16 protein-coding genes are annotated in these 18,518 nt (G+C 43.8%); 7 read left to right on the forward strand and 9 right to left on the reverse strand.

Annotated features, from left to right (window positions below; genetic code table 11):
• Window positions 1–65 precede the first annotated feature (65 nt).
• Both AB4384_RS03185 and AB4384_RS03190 read left to right on the forward strand, forming a co-directional pair.
• Window positions 66–617, forward strand: coding sequence for a porin family protein (locus AB4384_RS03185; protein WP_050653343.1), 552 nt, complete (start codon window positions 66–68; stop codon window positions 615–617).
• A gap of 148 nt (window positions 618–765) precedes the next feature.
• On the forward strand, window positions 766–1,257 hold the full coding sequence (locus AB4384_RS03190; protein WP_102320719.1) for a hypothetical protein: 492 nt from the start codon (window positions 766–768) through the stop codon (window positions 1,255–1,257).
• A 9-nt stretch (window positions 1,258–1,266) separates the two neighbouring features.
• Here AB4384_RS03190 and phoU read toward each other — a convergent pair whose 3' ends face one another.
• From phoU to AB4384_RS03210, 4 genes are all read right to left on the reverse strand, one after another.
• Window positions 1,267–1,965, reverse strand: a complete 699-nt coding sequence (gene phoU / locus AB4384_RS03195) for a phosphate signaling complex protein PhoU (protein ID WP_009848270.1) — start codon at window positions 1,963–1,965, stop codon at window positions 1,267–1,269.
• Between the two features lie 74 nt (window positions 1,966–2,039).
• Window positions 2,040–2,858: a phosphate ABC transporter ATP-binding protein PstB gene (pstB, locus tag AB4384_RS03200; RefSeq protein WP_009848269.1), complete on the reverse strand. Its 819-nt coding sequence runs from the start codon at window positions 2,856–2,858 to the stop codon at window positions 2,040–2,042.
• On the reverse strand, window positions 2,859–4,568 hold the full coding sequence (pstA, locus tag AB4384_RS03205) for a phosphate ABC transporter permease PstA (protein WP_372128874.1): 1,710 nt from the start codon (window positions 4,566–4,568) through the stop codon (window positions 2,859–2,861).
• A gap of 111 nt (window positions 4,569–4,679) precedes the next feature.
• On the reverse strand, window positions 4,680–6,896 hold the full coding sequence (locus AB4384_RS03210) for an ABC transporter permease subunit (protein WP_102320720.1): 2,217 nt from the start codon (window positions 6,894–6,896) through the stop codon (window positions 4,680–4,682).
• Between the two features lie 200 nt (window positions 6,897–7,096).
• Between AB4384_RS03210 and ppk1 the strand changes: the two genes are divergently transcribed.
• Complete coding sequence (gene ppk1 / locus AB4384_RS03215; RefSeq protein WP_372128869.1) at window positions 7,097–9,193, forward strand: polyphosphate kinase 1; 2,097 nt, start codon at window positions 7,097–7,099, stop codon at window positions 9,191–9,193.
• On the forward strand, window positions 9,184–10,695 hold the full coding sequence (gene ppx / locus AB4384_RS03220; RefSeq protein ID WP_372128871.1) for an exopolyphosphatase: 1,512 nt from the start codon (window positions 9,184–9,186) through the stop codon (window positions 10,693–10,695). The genes ppk1 and ppx overlap by 10 nt, the downstream gene beginning before the upstream one ends.
• Window positions 10,696–10,773: 78 nt before the next feature.
• On the opposite strand, the gene AB4384_RS03225 is transcribed toward ppx, so the two are convergent.
• From AB4384_RS03225 to phoB, 3 genes are read right to left on the reverse strand one after another with little or no spacing between them, the layout of a single operon-like run.
• Window positions 10,774–11,730 carry a PstS family phosphate ABC transporter substrate-binding protein gene (locus AB4384_RS03225; protein ID WP_122081864.1) on the reverse strand — a complete coding sequence of 319 codons (957 nt, stop codon included), beginning with the start codon at window positions 11,728–11,730 and terminating at the stop codon, window positions 10,774–10,776.
• A gap of 17 nt (window positions 11,731–11,747) precedes the next feature.
• Entirely contained in the window at window positions 11,748–13,046 is a 1,299-nt protein-coding gene (gene phoR / locus AB4384_RS03230; RefSeq protein WP_004740365.1) for a phosphate regulon sensor histidine kinase PhoR, read from the reverse strand.
• A gap of 33 nt (window positions 13,047–13,079) precedes the next feature.
• Window positions 13,080–13,769, reverse strand: a complete 690-nt coding sequence (phoB, locus tag AB4384_RS03235) for a phosphate regulon transcriptional regulator PhoB (protein ID WP_004735064.1) — start codon at window positions 13,767–13,769, stop codon at window positions 13,080–13,082.
• 194 nt (window positions 13,770–13,963) lie between these two features.
• Here phoB and rdgC point away from each other — a divergent pair, with 194 nt between their 5' ends.
• The 3 genes from rdgC (at window position 13,964) to AB4384_RS03250 (ending at window position 16,792) form a co-directional block, all read left to right on the forward strand.
• Entirely contained in the window at window positions 13,964–14,878 is a 915-nt protein-coding gene (rdgC, locus tag AB4384_RS03240; RefSeq protein ID WP_372128872.1) for a recombination-associated protein RdgC, read from the forward strand.
• 206 nt (window positions 14,879–15,084) lie between these two features.
• Window positions 15,085–16,503, forward strand: coding sequence for a tRNA 5-hydroxyuridine modification protein YegQ (gene yegQ / locus AB4384_RS03245; RefSeq protein ID WP_017062848.1), 1,419 nt, complete (start codon window positions 15,085–15,087; stop codon window positions 16,501–16,503).
• 34 nt (window positions 16,504–16,537) lie between these two features.
• Entirely contained in the window at window positions 16,538–16,792 is a 255-nt protein-coding gene (locus AB4384_RS03250; protein WP_004735061.1) for a YfhL family 4Fe-4S dicluster ferredoxin, read from the forward strand.
• A 42-nt stretch (window positions 16,793–16,834) separates the two neighbouring features.
• Here AB4384_RS03250 and AB4384_RS03255 read toward each other — a convergent pair whose 3' ends face one another.
• Together AB4384_RS03255 and mepA are read right to left on the reverse strand one after the other, a co-directional pair.
• Entirely contained in the window at window positions 16,835–17,143 is a 309-nt protein-coding gene (locus AB4384_RS03255; RefSeq protein WP_017062536.1) for a hypothetical protein, read from the reverse strand.
• A gap of 273 nt (window positions 17,144–17,416) precedes the next feature.
• Window positions 17,417–18,256 carry a penicillin-insensitive murein endopeptidase gene (gene mepA / locus AB4384_RS03260; protein WP_372128873.1) on the reverse strand — a complete coding sequence of 280 codons (840 nt, stop codon included), beginning with the start codon at window positions 18,254–18,256 and terminating at the stop codon, window positions 17,417–17,419.
• Window positions 18,257–18,518 lie beyond the last annotated feature (262 nt).

Here is an 18,518-nt window from a genome sequence, read left to right on the forward strand (position 1 = left end):
CTATCAAAACGGATACTGAACTACGAAGGATCGTGCAGTTAAGTTAACCCTAAATAGAGACTAATATGAAAATTGCACTTACTACCCTAATTTCAGCTTCACTACTTTCTGTTCCAGTTCTTGCAAACAACTTTGACAGCCAACACCGTGTGGGTATCGGTTACAACCAAACTCAAGTAGACGATTGGCTAACCGATGACACAGTTGATTGGGGTAACGGTATCAAACTTGAATATGGTTATGAATTTAACCGTATCGTAGGTATCAACGTTTCTTACGCAACGAATAGCGATGACGAAAACGTTGAAGGTATAAAAGCCGAGATCGATGGTTACAAATTCCAAGTTGATGCTGATATCGGTTATAAATTTGAATTAGATGGCTTCTCTTTGAAACCTTATGGTGTTCTGGGCCTAGCTCGTCAAAGTGAAGATAATTCAATTAGCATCCTAGACAAGAAGTGGACTGAATCATACAACGATACCAGCTTCGTTGTTGGCCTAGGTGGTCGAGCTGAATTCGGGCCACACCTATACACCGACATGCGCTTTGAATTCGCGAGCTACGATGACGTAGATTACGACACATTCTCATGGACTGTCGGTTACCGCTTCTAATAGATTGAAAAAGCCAGCGTCTAAGCTGGTTTTTTACAATCAGTCAATTGCTGGGTTTTAACACCTCATCAAAGTTGACTCACTTTTGAACAATTCTCAAATCAAAATTCATTGCAGCCACGGACGGTTAATTGCTTTAGGTATTTTTATGAAGATAAAAACTTCCCTGCTTTTACTATCTACCCTTTCTACTTCCGTTTCAGCAAGTGCTCTTCATTTATCCCCGGAACTAAAAATTGGCTCTTATCATGGCTTCGGAATGCAGGCGGGCATCACCGATGTGGCAAATTTAGGTGCCGTTTACCTTAGCTATTCTCACCTTTGGTATGACAGCGATCGATATGACGAAACGGTTGATGCGTATCGTGTTGGTATACAAAACATGTTTGGAAGAAACCAAATCCACGGCTTTCAGGCTGAGATTGGTGTGGCAAGTTATGACGGTACAAAAACGCGCTCAGGCGAAGTAGAAGAGAAAACAACACATGGTATAAGCCTCGGTGGTGCCTACGTTTACCAAGCGACACCAATGCTTGGATTACGTGCTGGTGTTGATATGAATATTTTTGATCACAACAAAACCTTTGTGCCTTACGACACAACGGTCAATTTCAATCTTGGTGCCATTATTAGCTTCTAAAGATAAACGCTATTTTAGTGCGTCATCAAGGCTTTGATCGCCGAGGTGACGTACATCTTTACCCTTCACAAAGTAAATAATGTATTCGCAGATATTCTGGCAGCGGTCTCCGACTCGCTCGATCGCACGAGCTGACCACATCACCTGCAAAATATTGGGAATGTTCTTAGGATCTTCCATCATATAGGTCATTAACTGACGAATAACGGCCTCGTACTCCGCATCCAACTTATCATCAAGCTTGTGAACTTCTGCTGCTGCATCAACATCCATACGAGCAAAAGCATCTAATACTTGGTGAAGCATGGTGATTGCCTGACGGCAAAGGGGCTCTAACGAAACATGGAATTTCTGCTCTTTGGTTGAAGGGATCTCAATAGCACCTTGCGCAATTTTAGAAGCAACATCGCCAATACGTTCCAGATCGGTAATCGTTTTGATGATCGCCATAATCAAACGCAGATCTTTCGCTGTCGGCTGACGCTTTGCAATAATTCGAGTACACGCCTCATCAATCGACACTTCCATCGCATTAACTTTATGGTCATCACGAATCACTTTTTTAGCCAATTCAACATCGTCTTTATGAAGCGCCTGCATTGCAAACGAGAGTTGCTGCTCCACTAACCCGCCCATGGTCAATACATGAGTACGGATCGACTCTAACTCGACATTGAATTGCCCTGAAATGTGGCGACCGAAATGCATACTTGCTCCTTGAAAGAAATGAAGAAAGCCATTTTTGTAGAGTGACTTAGCTCTAGATGACACCTTTGTAGAGGTTAGCCATATCTACCAGTAATGTAGTCTTCCGTCTGGTTTTTCAATGGAGACGTAAAAATTGAGTCCGTATCTGAGTACTCGATCAATTTTCCCATATGAATAAATGCAGTATGGTCACTTACACGCGCGGCTTGTTGCATGTTGTGGGTAACAATCACCACTGTGTATTGCGTTTTTAGATCGTTGATCAACTCTTCAATCGTCAAAGTAGAAATCGGATCGAGTGCCGATGTCGGCTCATCTAACAACAGCACTTCAGGCTCAATCGCAACCGCACGAGCGATAACCAAACGCTGCTGTTGACCGCCAGATAAACCAAAAGCATTCTCATGCAACCGATCTTTCACTTCATCCCATAACGCAGCAGCGCGCAGAGAGCGTTCAACCGCATCATCAAGGTCTCGGCTGTTGCTAACGCCTTGTAGCCTCAAGCCATAAACCACATTCTCATAGATAGATTTAGGAAAAGGGTTTGGACGCTGGAATACCATACCCACACGGCGTCGTAAGGTCGCAACATCCACCTTAGGGTGATAGACGTTCTTGCCATGAAGCTTCACTTTCCCGGAAACCTTACAGCCTTCAACAAGATCGTTCATGCGATTAATGCAGCGCAGCAGAGTCGACTTACCACACCCAGAAGGGCCGATAAACGCCGTCACCTGCCCCTTCGGGATCTGCATCGAGATATCATCAAGTGCTTGGCTCTCTTTATAGTAAAGATTTAGCCCTTCGATCGAGATAGCAATTTGCTCATCCTTCAGATTGTGAACATCAAGTGGTGCTTGGTAACCCAAGGTTTCATTAATCGAGAACATCTAATCTTGTCCTAAGGTTCGGTATTTTTCACGCAAGTTATTACGGATATTGATGGCTGTTAAGTTCAACCCAACAATCACCGTAACCAATAAAAATGAAGTCGCATACACTAAAGGTCGTGCCGCTTCGATATTAGAGGTTTGAAAACCAACATCATAGATATGAAAGCCTAAATGCATGAACTTTCTATCTAAGTGTAAATACGGAAACTGACCATCGACTGGCAAGCTAGATGCCAATTTAACAACACCCACCAGCATAAGTGGTGCAACTTCCCCCGCGGCTCTCGCGATTGCCAAAATTAAACCAGTGATAATCGCTGGGCTTGCCATCGGTAAAACAATGCGCCAAAGCGTCTCAAATTGAGTCGCACCAAGCGCTAATGAACCGTGCCTCACTGCACTAGGAATGCGCGTTAAGCCCTCTTCAGTGGTTACGATAACGACTGGAAGCGTCAAGACCGCTAAGGTTAGTGCTGACCAAAGTAGACCCGGCGTACCAAATGTCGGTGCTGGCAATCGCTCTGCATAGAACAACGTATCAATCGAGCCACCAATGGTATAGACGAAAAAGCCTAAACCAAAAACGCCATACACAATCGACGGTACACCCGCCAAGTTAATCACGGCGATACGAATTAAACGTGTTAGTGCGTTGTTTTTTGCGTATTCATGAAGATATATCGCAGCGACTACCCCAAGAGGCATCACGACGATCGACATGAGAATAACCAACAGTACTGTGCCAAAAATAGCAGGAAACACACCGCCTTCAGAGTTTGAGTCTCGCGGATTCTCTGATAAGAACTTCCAAACTTGTTTGCCCCAGTGCCCAACCTTTTCTAGGTAAGACATATTATTCGGGTACCAATAATCCAGAATGTGACTTAGCGAGATCTCGACCAGCTCGCCTGTCATATCCTCAACCAGCAAGCTTTCGACATTAAGCTGCGTTCTAAGGTGCTCAAGCTTAACTTCGGCTTCATCCAACTGGCGATTTAATTCCAGTTTAGTTTGAGTATAGGTTGTAAGGTATTCATCGCTCACTGACTCATTGAGTTCAAGCTTACGCTTTTCTAAGCGCAGGTTTTCCAATTGCCAGCTGATATTGCGTATTTCTTGGTTCACAACACGCGACGTTTCTTTACGTAACGTATCAGCGAACGCCAAACCTTGTTCGAGCTTTTGGTCTATGTTCGAGTCAAAAGTGCCAGAAGCAGTTTTAAAACCCACCGGCTTACCAAAGAAGTAGCCACCTCGACTTCGTTCAATCACAACCCAATCAAGCGGGGTGGTGGGTTCACGTAAGTTAACATCCAGAATAGAAACAAAGTCCGCAGGGTACAGTTCTCTGTTGGCAACTTTGATGCTTAAGCGCTGCATTAGCCCAGTCGACAAATTTTGAGGTGACAAGAGATCATGGACTTGTGGAACTTGCTCTATCGGGATGTATTTTCGTTCATATAACTGACCAACCAATACATCTTGTTTTGATACGGTTTCGTCAAGATCGACCACTAGCGATAAGTCTTTGGAATCAACTTGCCATTGGTACAAAGGTGCGGGCCAAAAATAGGTTAAGCCCTTCCAACCAATCAGCAGCATTAGACCAAGAACAGAAAGCATACTTATGCTCACCGCCCCACCCGTTAGCCAGATCCACGGAGAGCCCGATTTAACCCAAGATAATAATGACTTCAGTTTATTCATCATGATCGACCTTGCTCTTGACGTACTGAAATCAAAGATCCACAAAGATCTTGAGATTCGCTAGCCAAACCACTAAAAGCCATTGATACACATTGAGACAAACCTTTAAAACTACAGCGCACGATATTTATCTCTCAGTCTTTGTCTAACCCACTCAGCAACTGAGTTCACCGCGAATGTAAAGATAAACAGCAAGAGTGCAGCCAAGAACAGCAAGCGGAAATGAGAACCGCCCACTTCTGATTCTGGTAGCTCAACAGCAATCGTTGCCGATAAGGTTCTCATCCCTTCCAAAATATTCCAGTCAAGAATTGGAGTGTTACCTGTCGCCATCAAGACGATCATGGTTTCGCCAACCGCTCGACCTAGGCCCATCATAACCGCTGAAAAGATACCTGGACTCGCCGTCAATAACACCACATAAATAAGCGTCTGCCACGCCGTCGCACCCAACGCTAATGAGCCATCAGATAAATGTTTAGGTACAGAGAAAATAGCGTCTTCAGCAATAGTGAAAATCGTTGGGATGACCGCAAAGCCCATAGCAAAACCAACCACCAGCGCATTGCGTTGGTCAAAGTCGATGCCATAGCTGGCCAAGAAGGTACGAATATCACCACCAAACAATAAGGCTTCAATGTTGCTTCCACCAGCAAACACAGCAACTACTGTAACCACCAATACTGGAATCAATATCAGCGCGTGCCAACCATTAGAGAAGCGACCCGTTACCATCTTCGGTAAACAGAACCAAACAAGTCCAGTCAACAGTGTGCTCAGTGGTAATAACACCATTAATGAGAAGACAGCTGTTAAATGTGTCTCAACGATTGGAGCAAACCAAAGCCCAGCCAAGAATCCGATGATCACGGTCGGAAGAGCTTCCATCAGCTCTATCGAAGGCTTCACGACTCTTCGCATGCGTGGAGACATAAAGTAAGCGGTGTAAATAGCTCCGAGCACAGCAACCGGCACGGCAAACATCATCGCAAACAGAGCGGCTTTGATAGTACCGAATGTGATAGGTACTAAACTGAATTTCTCTTCAAAGTCATCATTCGCCGAGGTTGATTGCCAAACGTATTGCGGTTCAGGGTAACTTTCATACCAGACCTTTTGCCAAAGCGATGAGAATGAGATTTGTGGGTATTCATTATCGACTTTAGCCACACTGATGGTGCCATCAATCAAAGTCGCCAGATGCAGTTCATTAGCAGACATAGCGGCTAGTTGTGGTGATTTATCAAAGGCTCGTTCAAACAAAGACAGCTTTTCACTGGTCGTATAGTGGCTTTGTAATGTGCCGTTCTTATAGAAGCTATAAAAACCCTTTCTATAAGTATCAGGAAGAATAAATTGCACTTGTTCAGCAAGTTGGAAGTCTCGAATATGGGTCAGGCTACGTTTTTCATTTTTGAGTACATCGAACCATTGAGAAACCTGTCCGTCCTCATGCGTAACCAACAACGAGTATGCACCAGAAAGTAAATCGATGCTTTTCACGGAATGTTTCGCATCATTCAAGCTAAGATCAATCACTTCACGAACATCAAAACCGTTATCTGATAGTTTCAAAACAACCAAATCCGATTGTGCTCGTAGGTATAAAGTTTGCCCATCAGGTGTGACAAGCAGTTGCTGTTGCAAGCCCAGCTTATCCGATAGCCATTGGCTCTTCTGAAAAACATACTGACCAGTAAGGTCACTCTGATACCACTTAACCAAGACTCGTTGGTCACTTAACTGCGCGGCAACCGTAATCCCACGTCCATTCTTAGAGAACGCGAATTTGTCGATCGTCGCCCCATTTGAGGGTTCATCATTTAAAAATGGTTCTGGGAGATCGATTTGCTCAATTTTAGGATCGGCTTCACTGCCCTTTTGCAGCACAGGCGCACTATACTCAGGATAGAAAAAAGTAAGGTTGCTTGCACTATCGGCAAAGGCAAACCAGTTTTCTGATGGGGTATTTCGAGAGAAGGCAACAGGATTGGCTAAAACATTTCGCTCAAAGTAAGAGTGTGTATTTTGAGACTCTAAATCCCAAAACTGCACCAAGCCAGATTTTTCGATAGTAAATGCATGCTGACCGTATTCATCAACAGATAAGGCGATAGGCTTTTCTACAGCAACGGTCTTTACGGCTTGGTCTGTCTCTAAACCAGTATCAGAAAACACCGGTAAAATGACCATCGCCAAGTAAACAAAGATCAATACCAGAGCAGCTAGAACACTGACGGCACCACATGTCACTGAAAAACGGACGAGACGATCTTTCAACCATCTTTTTTTGTCACGCTCTTTCAATGAAAATTGGGCTGAAGCCATCTGTTTATCTACCTTTTTTTAGCTACTGACATAATATGTACGTTAGATGACAATTATATTACAAGTTACGTTAAACAACTGAAACTAATAACAAGTTTGTTGACCATATTTCTTAAAGTAAGATCATAGATTTTGTGAATTTTGCCATTCTAATTTAAAGTAATCAGCTCTATAGCCAGTACTCAAGGATTCTCATCTCGATGGAAAAAGACTATGTCACAAAAGAACTTAGCTGGTTATCCTTCAACGAAAGAGTGCTCCAAGAAGCGGCAGATAAGTCAGTTCCCTTAATCGAAAGAGTTCGTTTTTTAGGTATTTACTCGAAAAACCTCGATGAGTTTTACAAAGTCCGATTTGCTGATGTGAAGCGAAAGATCTTACTTCAAGATCCACAGCTAACCTCCAACTCGCCGAAAAGCCTACTAACTCAAATGCAGAGCAAAGCAAGCAAGCTCGATGCTCAATTCCATGAACTGTATAACGACTTGCTACTGGAATTGGCACGCAATCGTATTTTTCTGGTCAACGAACAGCAAATCAGCGAAGAACAAAGTGGCTGGATAAAAAAGTACTTTAAGAAAAAAGTGCTGCCACACTTAACACCGCTTCTCTTGAACGAAGATAGCCAGTTACTCAATATTCTCAAAGACGAACAAAGTTACTTAGCCATCGACATCGAGCGTGAGGCATCTTCTCAATATGTCTTACTCGAAATCCCATCAGAGGCACTCCCTCGATTTGTTAAGTTACCGGAAGCTTCGGGTTCGCAGCGTACAACTTTGATCTTGTTAGATAATATAGTTCGATTTTGTTTGGATGACTTGCTTAAAGGATTCTTTGAGTATGACTCATTGCGTTGCTTTGCGATAAAAATGACACGTGATGCCGATTATGATCTGCAAGAGGACAACGAAAATAACCTATTAGAATCGATGTCATTAGGTTTAGAACAGCGCTTAACGGCACTGCCGATCCGTCTGATCTATGAGTCAGAGATGCCCGCTGAAATGCTCAACTTCTTACAAGTCAGACTTAAACTATCTGACTATGACAGTGTCATTGCGGGTGGTCGCTATCATAACTTCAAACACTTCTCTGAGTTCCCAAGCCTTAATCGACGTGATTTAGTTAATCGTCCACTACCCGCGATTAAGTGCGCGCATTTCAGCCACTACCCTAACTATTTCGAAGCGATCAAAGCTCGTGACATCTTGTTGCATTACCCTTATCACACCTTTAATCACATCACTGAACTCGTGAGGCAGGCTTCCTTTGACCCCAAGGTAACCTCCATAAAAATAAACGTTTACCGTGTTGCGGAAGGCTCAAAACTCCTCAGCTCGATCATCGATGCAGCACACAATGGCAAAAAGGTCACTGTGGTTGTCGAGCTGCAAGCACGCTTTGATGAGCAAGCCAACATTCAATGGACCAAGAAACTTCAAGAAGCGGGTGTAAAAGTCATCCATGGCATCCCAAGTTTGAAGATCCATTCCAAGTTGCTGCTCATCAAACGAAAAGAAGGCAAGCATACCGAGCATTATGCCCATATTGGCACTGGCAACTTTCATGAAGTGACAGCGCGCGTATATACCGATTTTTCTCTGCTCACTGCGAATGAAGATTTGACTCAAGAGGTGAGGCAAGTCTTTAAGTACATTGAAAATCCTTATCAAAAGTCCCAGTTCAAACAACTGATTGTGTCACCGAAGAATACAAGAAAACGTCTGTATCAGTTGATAGATAACGAAATACAAAATGCGATAGAAGGTAAGCCTGCGAACATCACTCTAAAACTCAACAATTTGGTCGATCGAGAGATCATTGAAAAGCTTTATCAGGCTAGCCAAGCCAATGTAAAAGTGAGAATGGTCATTCGCGGCATGTGCTCTCTTGTCCCTGGCATACCCAACATCAGTGACCATATTGAGATTGTCAGTGTGGTCGACCGTTTTCTCGAACATCCGAGAGTGATGATATTTGGTAACGCTGGAAAGCCGAAGGTCTATATATCTTCCGCTGACTGGATGACACGAAACTTTGATCACCGCATCGAAGTTGCAGCTCCAATTTTAGATCCAAAGATCAAGCAAACCATTATCGATATCACCGAGTTTCATTTCGATGACAGCAACAAAGCTCGAGTGCTAGACCAAGCGATGAGCAACCCTTACATACAACCACCAGCAAACCCACTTGATTACCCGACGTCACAACTCTCCACTTACCACTATATTAAACGTATGGAGAAACTTGCTCGCAAGAAGTACAAACAAGAGAAGAAATCATGCCGCTAATTGATAACAAACATTCTCGATGTATTGCCGCTATCGACTTGGGTTCGAACAGCTTTCACATGGTGGTTGCCCGAGTATTCGATCAACACCTGCAATTAGTCAGCAGACACAAACAGAAAGTGAGATTAGGTGATGGATTGGATGAACGTAACGTCCTATCCGAAAGCGCTATCGAGCGAGGCCTAGAATGCCTCAAGGTGTTCGCAGAGCGACTGGCGGATTTTGAGCTTGATGATGTCAGAGTTGTTGCGACTCATACCCTAAGAAAAGCCAAAAACGCTAAAGACTTCTTAGAGCAAGCCAAACCACTGTTTCCTTTTCCAATAGAGATCATTTCCGGTCAAGAAGAAGCTCGAATAATCTATAACGGTGTAGAGCACACTCAAACCGCTTCTGAATCTAAGTTGGTTATTGATATCGGTGGTGGCAGTACCGAACTCGTTGCTGGACAAGGCTTTACTCCTCTAATTATGCGCAGTTTACCGATGGGATGCGTCAACTTCACTCAACGTTTCTTTGCTGACGAAGGGCTAACTTCACGACACTTCTCAGATGCTTATACCTCAGCTACTCGTCTATTGATGCCATTGATTGAAGAATACACAAAAGCCCCTTGGGGAATCGCTTTTGGCTCATCAGGGACTGCTAAATCAATAAAAGAGGTACTCATTGGCTTAGGGTTCACCGACGGTCTCATTACGCCCCAACGCCTGTCTTATTTGAAGAATCACTTATGTGAGTTTTCATCATCCAACACCTTAAATCTTTCAGGCTTAAGTGATGAGAGAAAGCCTGTATTTGCTGCAGGCGTCACCATTCTTTCAGCAGCCATGGATACGCTAGACATCAAGGAGTTACATTTTTCTGATGGTGCCCTGAGAGAAGGCGTTCTATATGACATGGAGGATCGGTTTAAAGATATTGATGTTCGAACAAGAACTGCCGAAACGCTCGTTTCTCGATACCATGTAGACGTAACTCATGGCGAGAAAGTGAAAGTGCTCGCCCTTGCATTGCTGAAACAAGTGCAACCTCAAGTGACAACTGCGGTCACTAATGAGCTGTATGATCTGCTTGGTTGGGCTGCGTTGCTTCATGAGGTAGGACAAAGCATTGCATTCCAAGGTTATCACCGCCATTCGGCCTATCTGCTTAAGCACACGACAATGCCAGGCTTCAATACTGAGCAGCAGCGTTTTATATCAACATTGGTTCGCTATCAAAGAAAATCGCTCAAGCTACAAGATTTGCCGGAACTTTCTCTGTTTACCCAACAACAAATCACCCTGCTGATTCGTATATTGAGACTCGCTATCTTACTCAACCGTCAGCGAAATCAAGCACTAACTCCAGACGTAACTCTAACGATTGAACAACAAGATAACTGGGAATTGAAAGGATCTAACAGCAATTGGTTGGCCCAAAACCAACTGCTTGATTGTGAACTCAGAGAAGAGCAACAACGTTGGCAAAATGCAGGATGGTCGTTGAAGCTAAAATAACGAACAGTCAAAATTAAAACAGCCTGCGACATCGCAAGCTGTTCATACGTTTCTTATCTAAGTTTATCGTAGCCTCAATCAGAGCCCGACTTTTGCCAACTCTTGCTCTGCGAACTCAGACGGTATTGCTAAATAGCCATCTTTCTCTACAAGTTCTTGTCCTTGCTTTGAGAACACAAAAGTGAGGAACTCTCTCTCAACGGGAGAAAGCGGTTTATCTGGGTGTTTATTCACGTATACATAAAGAAAGCGTGATAGAGGGTAATCACCACTCAAGATATTCGCTCGAGTCGGCTCTACATAATCAGAACCATGCTCAGCAATAGGAATTAGCTTAACGCCAGCGACACGATAACCAATACCTGAGTAACCTATGCCGCTGATTGATGATGCGACCGACTGTACAACCGATGCAGAACCTGGCTGCTCATTGACTCGGTTCTTAAAGTCACCACCACATAATGCGTTTTGTTTGAAATAGCCATAGGTTCCCGAAACGGAATTGCGCCCAAACAGCTGGAATCGATGTTTCGCCCAAGGTTGGTCGACGCCTAGATCTTGCCAATCGTTCAGCGGTTTCGTCGCACCACAGCGTAATGTCTCGGAAAAGATGCCATCAATCTGACGGAAATTGAGCCCCTCAATAGGATTATCTCTGTGCACAAAAAGTCCAATCGCATCGATCGCCACTCGCAGTGCTGTCGGTTTATAACCATGTTCTCTTTCAAACGCCTCTACTTCTCGCAAGCGCATCGGACGACTCATTGGTCCTAGATGGGCAGTACCTTCGGTTAAGGCTGGAGGCGCAGTAGAAGAACCAGATGCTTGGACTTGAGCGTTAACGTTCGGGTAGTAAGATTTAAACTCTTCCACCCATAACGTCGTCATGCCCGCTAAGGTATCCGAACCTACCGATAATAAGCTCCCAGAAATGCCCGGAACCTTAGAATAATCAGGAAGAGAGTCGACACCCAGTTCGGCATGAACAGGGTTGGCCAAAGCAAACGCTAATAATGAGCTGATTGGCAAACGCATCCTGCGTGTCAAACAACTCATGACACTGTCAGTCGATTTGGTAATGTGAAATGGAATCGACTACCGACTCCTACTTCACTTTGAATTTCTAAATGTGAGTCATGGTGACTAAGCGCATGTTTCACAATCGCCAATCCAAGACCACTACCACCGGTATCACGTGAGCGTGCTTTATCTACACGATAGAAACGCTCTGTGAGTCGATGTAAGTGTTGTGGCTCGATACCATCACCAGTATCTGACACATCTAAGCACGCGCCTTGGCTGGTTTGATACCAACGCACTTTGACCGTTGCACCTGCGGGTGTGTATTTAACCGCGTTATAAACCAAATTCGATATCGCACTTCTCAATTGGTCTTCATCGGCAAGAACTCGTAGGCTCTTATCGATATCAAACTCAAGCTTATGTTCGCGCTCACCGCTAAGGCTCGCCGCTTCTTTCTCAAGAACCTCAAGCATCGCCGGAACGTTGACCACTTCATCCAACTCATGCATTGGCGCCGCTTCAATTTTCGAAAGCGTGAGTAGTTGATTAACTAAACTGTTCATTCGATTGAGCTGCTCAGTCATTACGCCATGCGCCTTGGTCCACATTGGGCCAACGATCATGTCTGGATCTTCGGTCATTTCAAGGTAACCTTGAAGGACGGTCATCGGCGTACGCAATTCATGAGAAACGTTAGCGAAGAAGTTACGGCGCATGCCTTCTAACTGCTTAAGCTGGGTCACATCACGTACCACCATCAGGTGTTCACCCTCGGTATACGGCACAATACGCAGCTCGAGCATACGCTCCACATTCAATGGAGAAGGCATCTCTAATGGCTCAGAGAAATCTTGCTTATTAAGGTACTTAATAAAATCTGGAGTACGAATCAAATTCGAGATCGGTTGACCTGAATCATCTGGCCAACGAAAGCCCAGCAAATACTGAGCTAGCTTGTTACACCAAACGATATTGCCTTCACCGCGAAATACCACAACGGCATCGGGAAGCGATTCTGCACCGTTACGGAAACGGCGGATAAGGTTAGTCAGTTCTTTGCGTTTGCGACGCTGTCTCTGCTGCATACGATAAATACCGTTAAACAGAGATTCCCAGTTCCCAGAGCCTGAAGGTGGAGTTAGACGCTTCTCATCCCACAGCCATGCGGACAAACGCATTTGGTTGTGTAGATGCCAGCCGAGCTGCAATACCGTAGCAGCCAGCAGCAACCAAGGTAGGTAACCGAATATCCATCCGACTAAAACCCATGGTGCGTAAAAAAAAGCCAGCTCCCAAGCCAGCTTTTTCCAGGTTAACTTTTCAACCATTCAGGACTCCGTAAACTGGGCAGCGAAGCCACATTAAGCCTTTGTAGAAAAACGGTAGCCAGCGCCACGAACCGTTTGGATTAGCTTATCGTGACCTGCAGACTCAAGCGCTTTACGCAGGCGTCGAATATGTACATCAACCGTTCGGTCTTCAACGTAAACATTGGTACCCCAAACGTTGTTAAGCAGCTGCTCTCGGCTGTATACACGCTCTTGGTGCGTCATAAAGAAGTGCAGCATTTTGAATTCTGTTGGTCCCATATCAACTGGACCTTCACTTGCGGTCACGCGGTGTGATACTGGGTCTAATTTAAGGCCCTGTACATCAATCACATCTTCCAATGCCGTTGGTGTTACACGACGAATCACCGCTTTAAGGCGAGCAACAAGCTCTTTTGGCGAAAACGGTTTGGTAATGTAGTCGTCAGCGCCAACTTCTAAACCGCGAACCTTATCTTCTTCTTCACCACGAGCTGTTAGCATCACCACTGGGATGTTGCGAGTTAACTCTTCACGCTTCATGTGCTTGATAAAGTTTATCCCGCTACCACCAGGTAGCATCCAATCTAGTAATACTAGATCTGGGAAAGGTTCACATAGCTTGTTTACCGCTGTATCGTAATCTTCAGCCTCTACTGCTTGGTAGCCTTTTTGTTCAAGTACAAAACACAGCATCTCACGAATAGGTGCTTCATCTTCAACGACCAGAATCCTTCTCGACATAATTGAATAGCCTTTGTATTTAATCAACGCATTGCATTATCTGAGTTAATTATGACACTTTTGTGACCTTTGAAAACAAATTTTCATATAACTGTCTCAAACATTTCACTTTATAATTTTTGATACAGAGCTAAGGACAAATCGAATTAGATCTCATATCATGAGGCACTTCTAAAAAGGTATGAGAAAAATATATGTGGTTTAAAAATTGCCTAGTCTATCGCTTCAACCGTGATATTGATTTCAACGCAGATCAGCTAGAGAAACAACTTGAAGAATTCCGCTTTACTCCTTGTGGTAGCCAAGACAAACAGAAGTTTGGTTGGGTACACGCAATGGGTAGACATGGCGATATGATGACGCACGTATCAGAAAACCGCATTCTTATCTGTGCAAAGAAAGAAGAGAAAATGCTACCCGCTTCTGTGATCAAAGAATCATTGAACGCAAAAGTAGAAACGCTTGAGGCAGAGTCTGGTACACCTCTGAAAAAGAAAGAGAAAGACAGCCTAAAAGAAGACATCATCATTGACCTGCTTCCTCGCGCATTCAGTCGCAGTAACTTCACTTACGCGCTGATCATGCCAAAAGAAGGTTTCATCGTGGTTGATGCTAGCAGCTACAAAAAAGCGGAAGATGCATTGGCGTTACTACGTAAAACAATGGGTAGCCTACCAGTAGTGCCTGCGATTCCAGAGCAAGCGATTGAAACAACGTTAACTGAATGGGTTAAGTCTGGCGATACGCCTCAAGGTATCACTATGCTTGATGAAGCAGAGCTAAAATCTATTCAAGAAGACGGCGGTATTGTTCGAGTTAAGAAACAAGAACTAGAAGCGGATGAGATTAAAAACCACATCGAAGCCAATAAGATGGTGACAAAACTTCTTATCAACTGGCAAGACCGTATTGAGTTCATTCTTGCAGAAGATGGCAGCATCAAGCGCCTGAAATTCAGTGATGAGCTCAAAGACGAAAACGACGATATTCCTCGTGAAGATCAAGCTGCGCGTTTTGATGCAGACTTCTCTCTACTTTGTGGTGAGTTCAGTGTTTTCCTTCCAAACCTATTTGAATCATTAGGCGGGTTAACTCAACCTAACGCTTAATCAGTCAAACTATAAGCTCAGGTGCTAAGGGTGTCTGAGCTTATTTCTCGCTAAGTTCCCACTTATATTTGCCTCTCTGCCCTCTTGTTAATGTCATTGCTATCTTTAGGGCTATCAACCAAACTCATTTTAGCGTAAAATTTGCGCCCCTTTGATATCACTTGGTGGTATCAACCTGACTTGAGATCAGATTAGAGAACGAAGCAATGACTACACAAAAACCATTTGTACCTGAACTATTATCACCGGCAGGAAGCCTCAAAAACATGCGTTACGCATTCGCCTACGGTGCAGATGCAGTTTACGCAGGCCAGCCACGTTACAGCCTTCGCGTTCGTAACAACGAGTTCAATCACGAAAACCTACAAATTGGTATCGATGAAGCTCATGCTCAAGGCAAAAAGTTATATGTTGTATGTAACATTCAGCCGCACAACTCTAAATTAAAAACATTCATTCGCGACCTCAAACCAGTTGTAGACATGGGCCCTGACGCGCTTATCATGTCAGATCCTGGTCTTATCATGATGGTTCGTGAAGCATTCCCTGAAATGCCAATCCATCTTTCTGTTCAAGCAAACGCAGTAAACTGGGCGACCGTTAAGTTCTGGTCAACTCAAGGCGTTGAGCGTGTGATCTTATCTCGTGAGCTATCGCTTGAAGAGATCGAAGAGATTCGCGAACACTGCCCAGAAACAGAGCTAGAGATCTTTGTTCACGGAGCTCTTTGCATGGCTTACTCAGGCCGTTGTCTGCTTTCTGGTTACATGAACAAGCGCGATCCAAACCAAGGTACTTGCACCAACGCTTGCCGCTGGGAATACAAAACAGAAGCAGCGAAAGAAGACGAAAACGGTCAGATCGTTGAAGCAAACCCTACTGGTGTTGCTATTCAAGAAGTAGAAACGCAAGACATTGAAGTTCAAGATGAGCGTCCAGACAACACACTAGGCCTTGGTAAACCAACAGACGAAGTGGTTCTGCTTTCTGAATCACACAAGCCAGAAGAGAAAATGGCAGCGTTTGAAGATGAGCATGGTACTTACATCATGAACTCAAAAGACCTTCGTGCAATCCAACACGTTGAGCGCCTAACGAAGATGGGTGTTCACTCTCTGAAGATTGAAGGTCGTACTAAGTCTTTCTACTACTGTGCACGTACTGCTCAGGTTTACCGTAAAGCTATTGACGATGCAGTGGCAGGCAAACCATTCGATGAAAGCCTAATGGGTACACTAGAGAGCCTAGCTCACCGTGGTTACACTGAAGGCTTCTTACGTCGCCATACACACGATACATACCAAAACTACGAGTACGGTTACTCTATCTCTGACACTCAACAGTTTGTTGGTGAGTTCACAGGTAAGCGCCGTGGTGACCTAGCGGAAGTAGAAGTGAAGAACAAGTTCCTAGTAGGCGACAGCTTAGAAATGATGACACCGAAAGGTAACGTTGTTTTCAAACTAGAAGTTATGGAAAACCGCAAATCTGAAGCGGTCGACGATGCGAAAGGTAACGGTCACTTTGTATTTATTCCTGTACCAGCAGATCTAGATCTAGAGTACGGCTTGCTGATGCGTAACTTGAGCGAAGGCCAAGATACACGTAACGCATCAGGCAAATAATTTTTACTTAAGCGACTTACTTGAGAAGAAAATAATGGCTCTGTTAATTACTGACAAGTGCATAAACTGCGATATGTGTGATCCTGAATGCCCAAATGGTGCAATCACTATGGGCGACAGCATCTTCGAGATCGATCCTGATTTATGTACAGAGTGTAAAGGTCACTATGAAAAGCCAACATGCCAGTCAGTGTGTCCGATTACAAAATGCATCATCACTGACCCAAACCATATTGAAACTGATGACGAGCTACTTGAGAAGTTTGTTATCATTCAAGGCTTGACCTAAAAGAAGAAAGGTTCAACTTAACCATAAGTTGAACCTTTTTTTTCATCCTGATTTTCCGATTGGATAAATATTGCAGAAGAGCTCTTTTTCAAATTGATATTCGAGTCGTTCTCGCCAGTTTATTGATTGAGCTATAGGAACAAGATAAAAGTTTTCCCTGCTGGTATCGGTCACAAATGCCATTCCATACTGCATCAATTCATAGTGAACATCATTTACGAAACTAGGGTCTAAACGTTGTCTGCCTGTTAGCTGATTGATGTCATCTCTTGAAATTGAAATACCCGAGCTTTCAGCGTTGAACCTATGTCTTAACCATTCTGAAAATTCCTTCGCACAAATCATAGTCATAGTCTTATCCTTGAATTATCTATCGACGGGTATCAGACTCTGATTTCGCATACTGCATATAAGCCGCATCTTTCACCCCAAAACACTCAATCCCTGACCAAACCTTGTCAAATTCGCCATCGCCCTTGCTGATACCGTTATTGCTTTTATTAATATCAAACGATGTTCTTAATCTCGTGTTTATAAACTCTAGACAAAAGTGTGATATTTCTCCAGTTTTAGAGTCGAAAAAACCAGTGGCAGTACCACTGTAAAAAGCCTCGATGAACAGGATTACTTATTCGATATCAAGGCCAAACACTGACTTGGCATCACTTTAACTTTTTTCTTTTTCTTAGTTTTCGCTACTTTTTTAGGAGGTGGAACTGGAACAGTCTTTGGAGCCCAACTTGCAAGTTCATCTCCACAACCGTCACCTTTAGGAGGGCTCGCTTGAGCTATGCAGTTTGAACTGCCTTCAGGACACTTTAAACGAACGTGGAAGTGGGAGTGGTGTCCCCACCAAGGTCTTATTTTGCCTAACCAAGCTCTATCATTAGCGTCAGAGTTTTCTTGTTCACAAAGGGTTTGCTTGATCACTGGATGAACAAAAATACGCACCACTTTTTCATCTTTCGCCGCATAACGAATAACTTGAAAATGATCATCGGTCCAATTCGATTCACGCAATTTGTAGTTGGTAAGATCCACAACGCTCACAGGTTTAGGCACAGCTAATTCGTTCTCTGACAACCTCTTACTGGTTAACCTTAGCCATATATCAATATCTAACCCTATTTGATGACTTGAATGACCTGAAGAAAAGCGCCCTCCTCTGGGAAGAGAAATATCACCGATCAATAAATTAGTATTGAGCTTCTCGCTGGTCGTGACTCCTAACCTCTCAATAAACTTTATAGCTTCTGTATGGCCATAGTAGCGCTCTCTTTGAGGGCGAATGATCTGATACCCCAAACCATTAATAGGCAAAGCCTGTGCGCCGTCTAGACAGCCATTGGCATAGCTTCCAATTGATGAGGGTGAATTTTTAGTAGGGTGACTCTCTTTTTCCCACGAAGTTGCTGATAGAGAAAATGAACAAAAGAATACAACCAGTGCAAAAAAGAACCTCATAATAATCCCAAATTACTGACGCTTACTCATTATATTAGTCGCCATTTAGGATTAGGTGCATATCGTACTTAAGTTTTTGGTGGTAGCTAGTGAATTATACCAATTAAAGTAAAAATGTGATCTAATTAAGATTGATGAATTATTGTGAAATTTAGCCATGGATAGCCTTAATAACACTGACTTCAAAAAGCTTGCGAGCCAGCAAAAAACCATTCAGATGAAGATGCGTTTACTTGCGCTCGCACACTTTAAAGACGGCCTC

It is taken from the genome of Vibrio sp. 10N.261.51.A4 (genome assembly GCF_041471945.1).
In the GTDB taxonomy this organism is placed as follows: Bacteria; Pseudomonadota; Gammaproteobacteria; order Enterobacterales; family Vibrionaceae; genus Vibrio; species Vibrio crassostreae_C.

Coding starts and splice junctions, on each gene's coding strand:
- AB4384_RS03185 (WP_050653343.1), top strand. CDS start 66: ATGAAAATTGCACTTACTACCCTAATTTCAGCTTCACTACTTTCTGTT.
- AB4384_RS03190 (WP_102320719.1), top strand. CDS start 766: ATGAAGATAAAAACTTCCCTGCTTTTACTATCTACCCTTTCTACTTCC.
- phoU (WP_009848270.1), bottom strand. CDS start 1,965: ATGCATTTCGGTCGCCACATTTCAGGGCAATTCAATGTCGAGTTAGAG.
- pstB (WP_009848269.1), bottom strand. CDS start 2,858: ATGTTCTCGATTAATGAAACCTTGGGTTACCAAGCACCACTTGATGTT.
- pstA (WP_372128874.1), bottom strand. CDS start 4,568: ATGAATAAACTGAAGTCATTATTATCTTGGGTTAAATCGGGCTCTCCG.
- AB4384_RS03210 (WP_102320720.1), bottom strand. CDS start 6,896: ATGGCTTCAGCCCAATTTTCATTGAAAGAGCGTGACAAAAAAAGATGG.
- ppk1 (WP_372128869.1), top strand. CDS start 7,097: ATGGAAAAAGACTATGTCACAAAAGAACTTAGCTGGTTATCCTTCAAC.
- ppx (WP_372128871.1), top strand. CDS start 9,184: ATGCCGCTAATTGATAACAAACATTCTCGATGTATTGCCGCTATCGAC.
- AB4384_RS03225 (WP_122081864.1), bottom strand. CDS start 11,730: ATGCGTTTGCCAATCAGCTCATTATTAGCGTTTGCTTTGGCCAACCCT.
- phoR (WP_004740365.1), bottom strand. CDS start 13,046: ATGGTTGAAAAGTTAACCTGGAAAAAGCTGGCTTGGGAGCTGGCTTTT.
- phoB (WP_004735064.1), bottom strand. CDS start 13,769: ATGTCGAGAAGGATTCTGGTCGTTGAAGATGAAGCACCTATTCGTGAG.
- rdgC (WP_372128872.1), top strand. CDS start 13,964: ATGTGGTTTAAAAATTGCCTAGTCTATCGCTTCAACCGTGATATTGAT.
- yegQ (WP_017062848.1), top strand. CDS start 15,085: ATGACTACACAAAAACCATTTGTACCTGAACTATTATCACCGGCAGGA.
- AB4384_RS03250 (WP_004735061.1), top strand. CDS start 16,538: ATGGCTCTGTTAATTACTGACAAGTGCATAAACTGCGATATGTGTGAT.
- AB4384_RS03255 (WP_017062536.1), bottom strand. CDS start 17,143: ATGACTATGATTTGTGCGAAGGAATTTTCAGAATGGTTAAGACATAGG.
- mepA (WP_372128873.1), bottom strand. CDS start 18,256: ATGAGGTTCTTTTTTGCACTGGTTGTATTCTTTTGTTCATTTTCTCTA.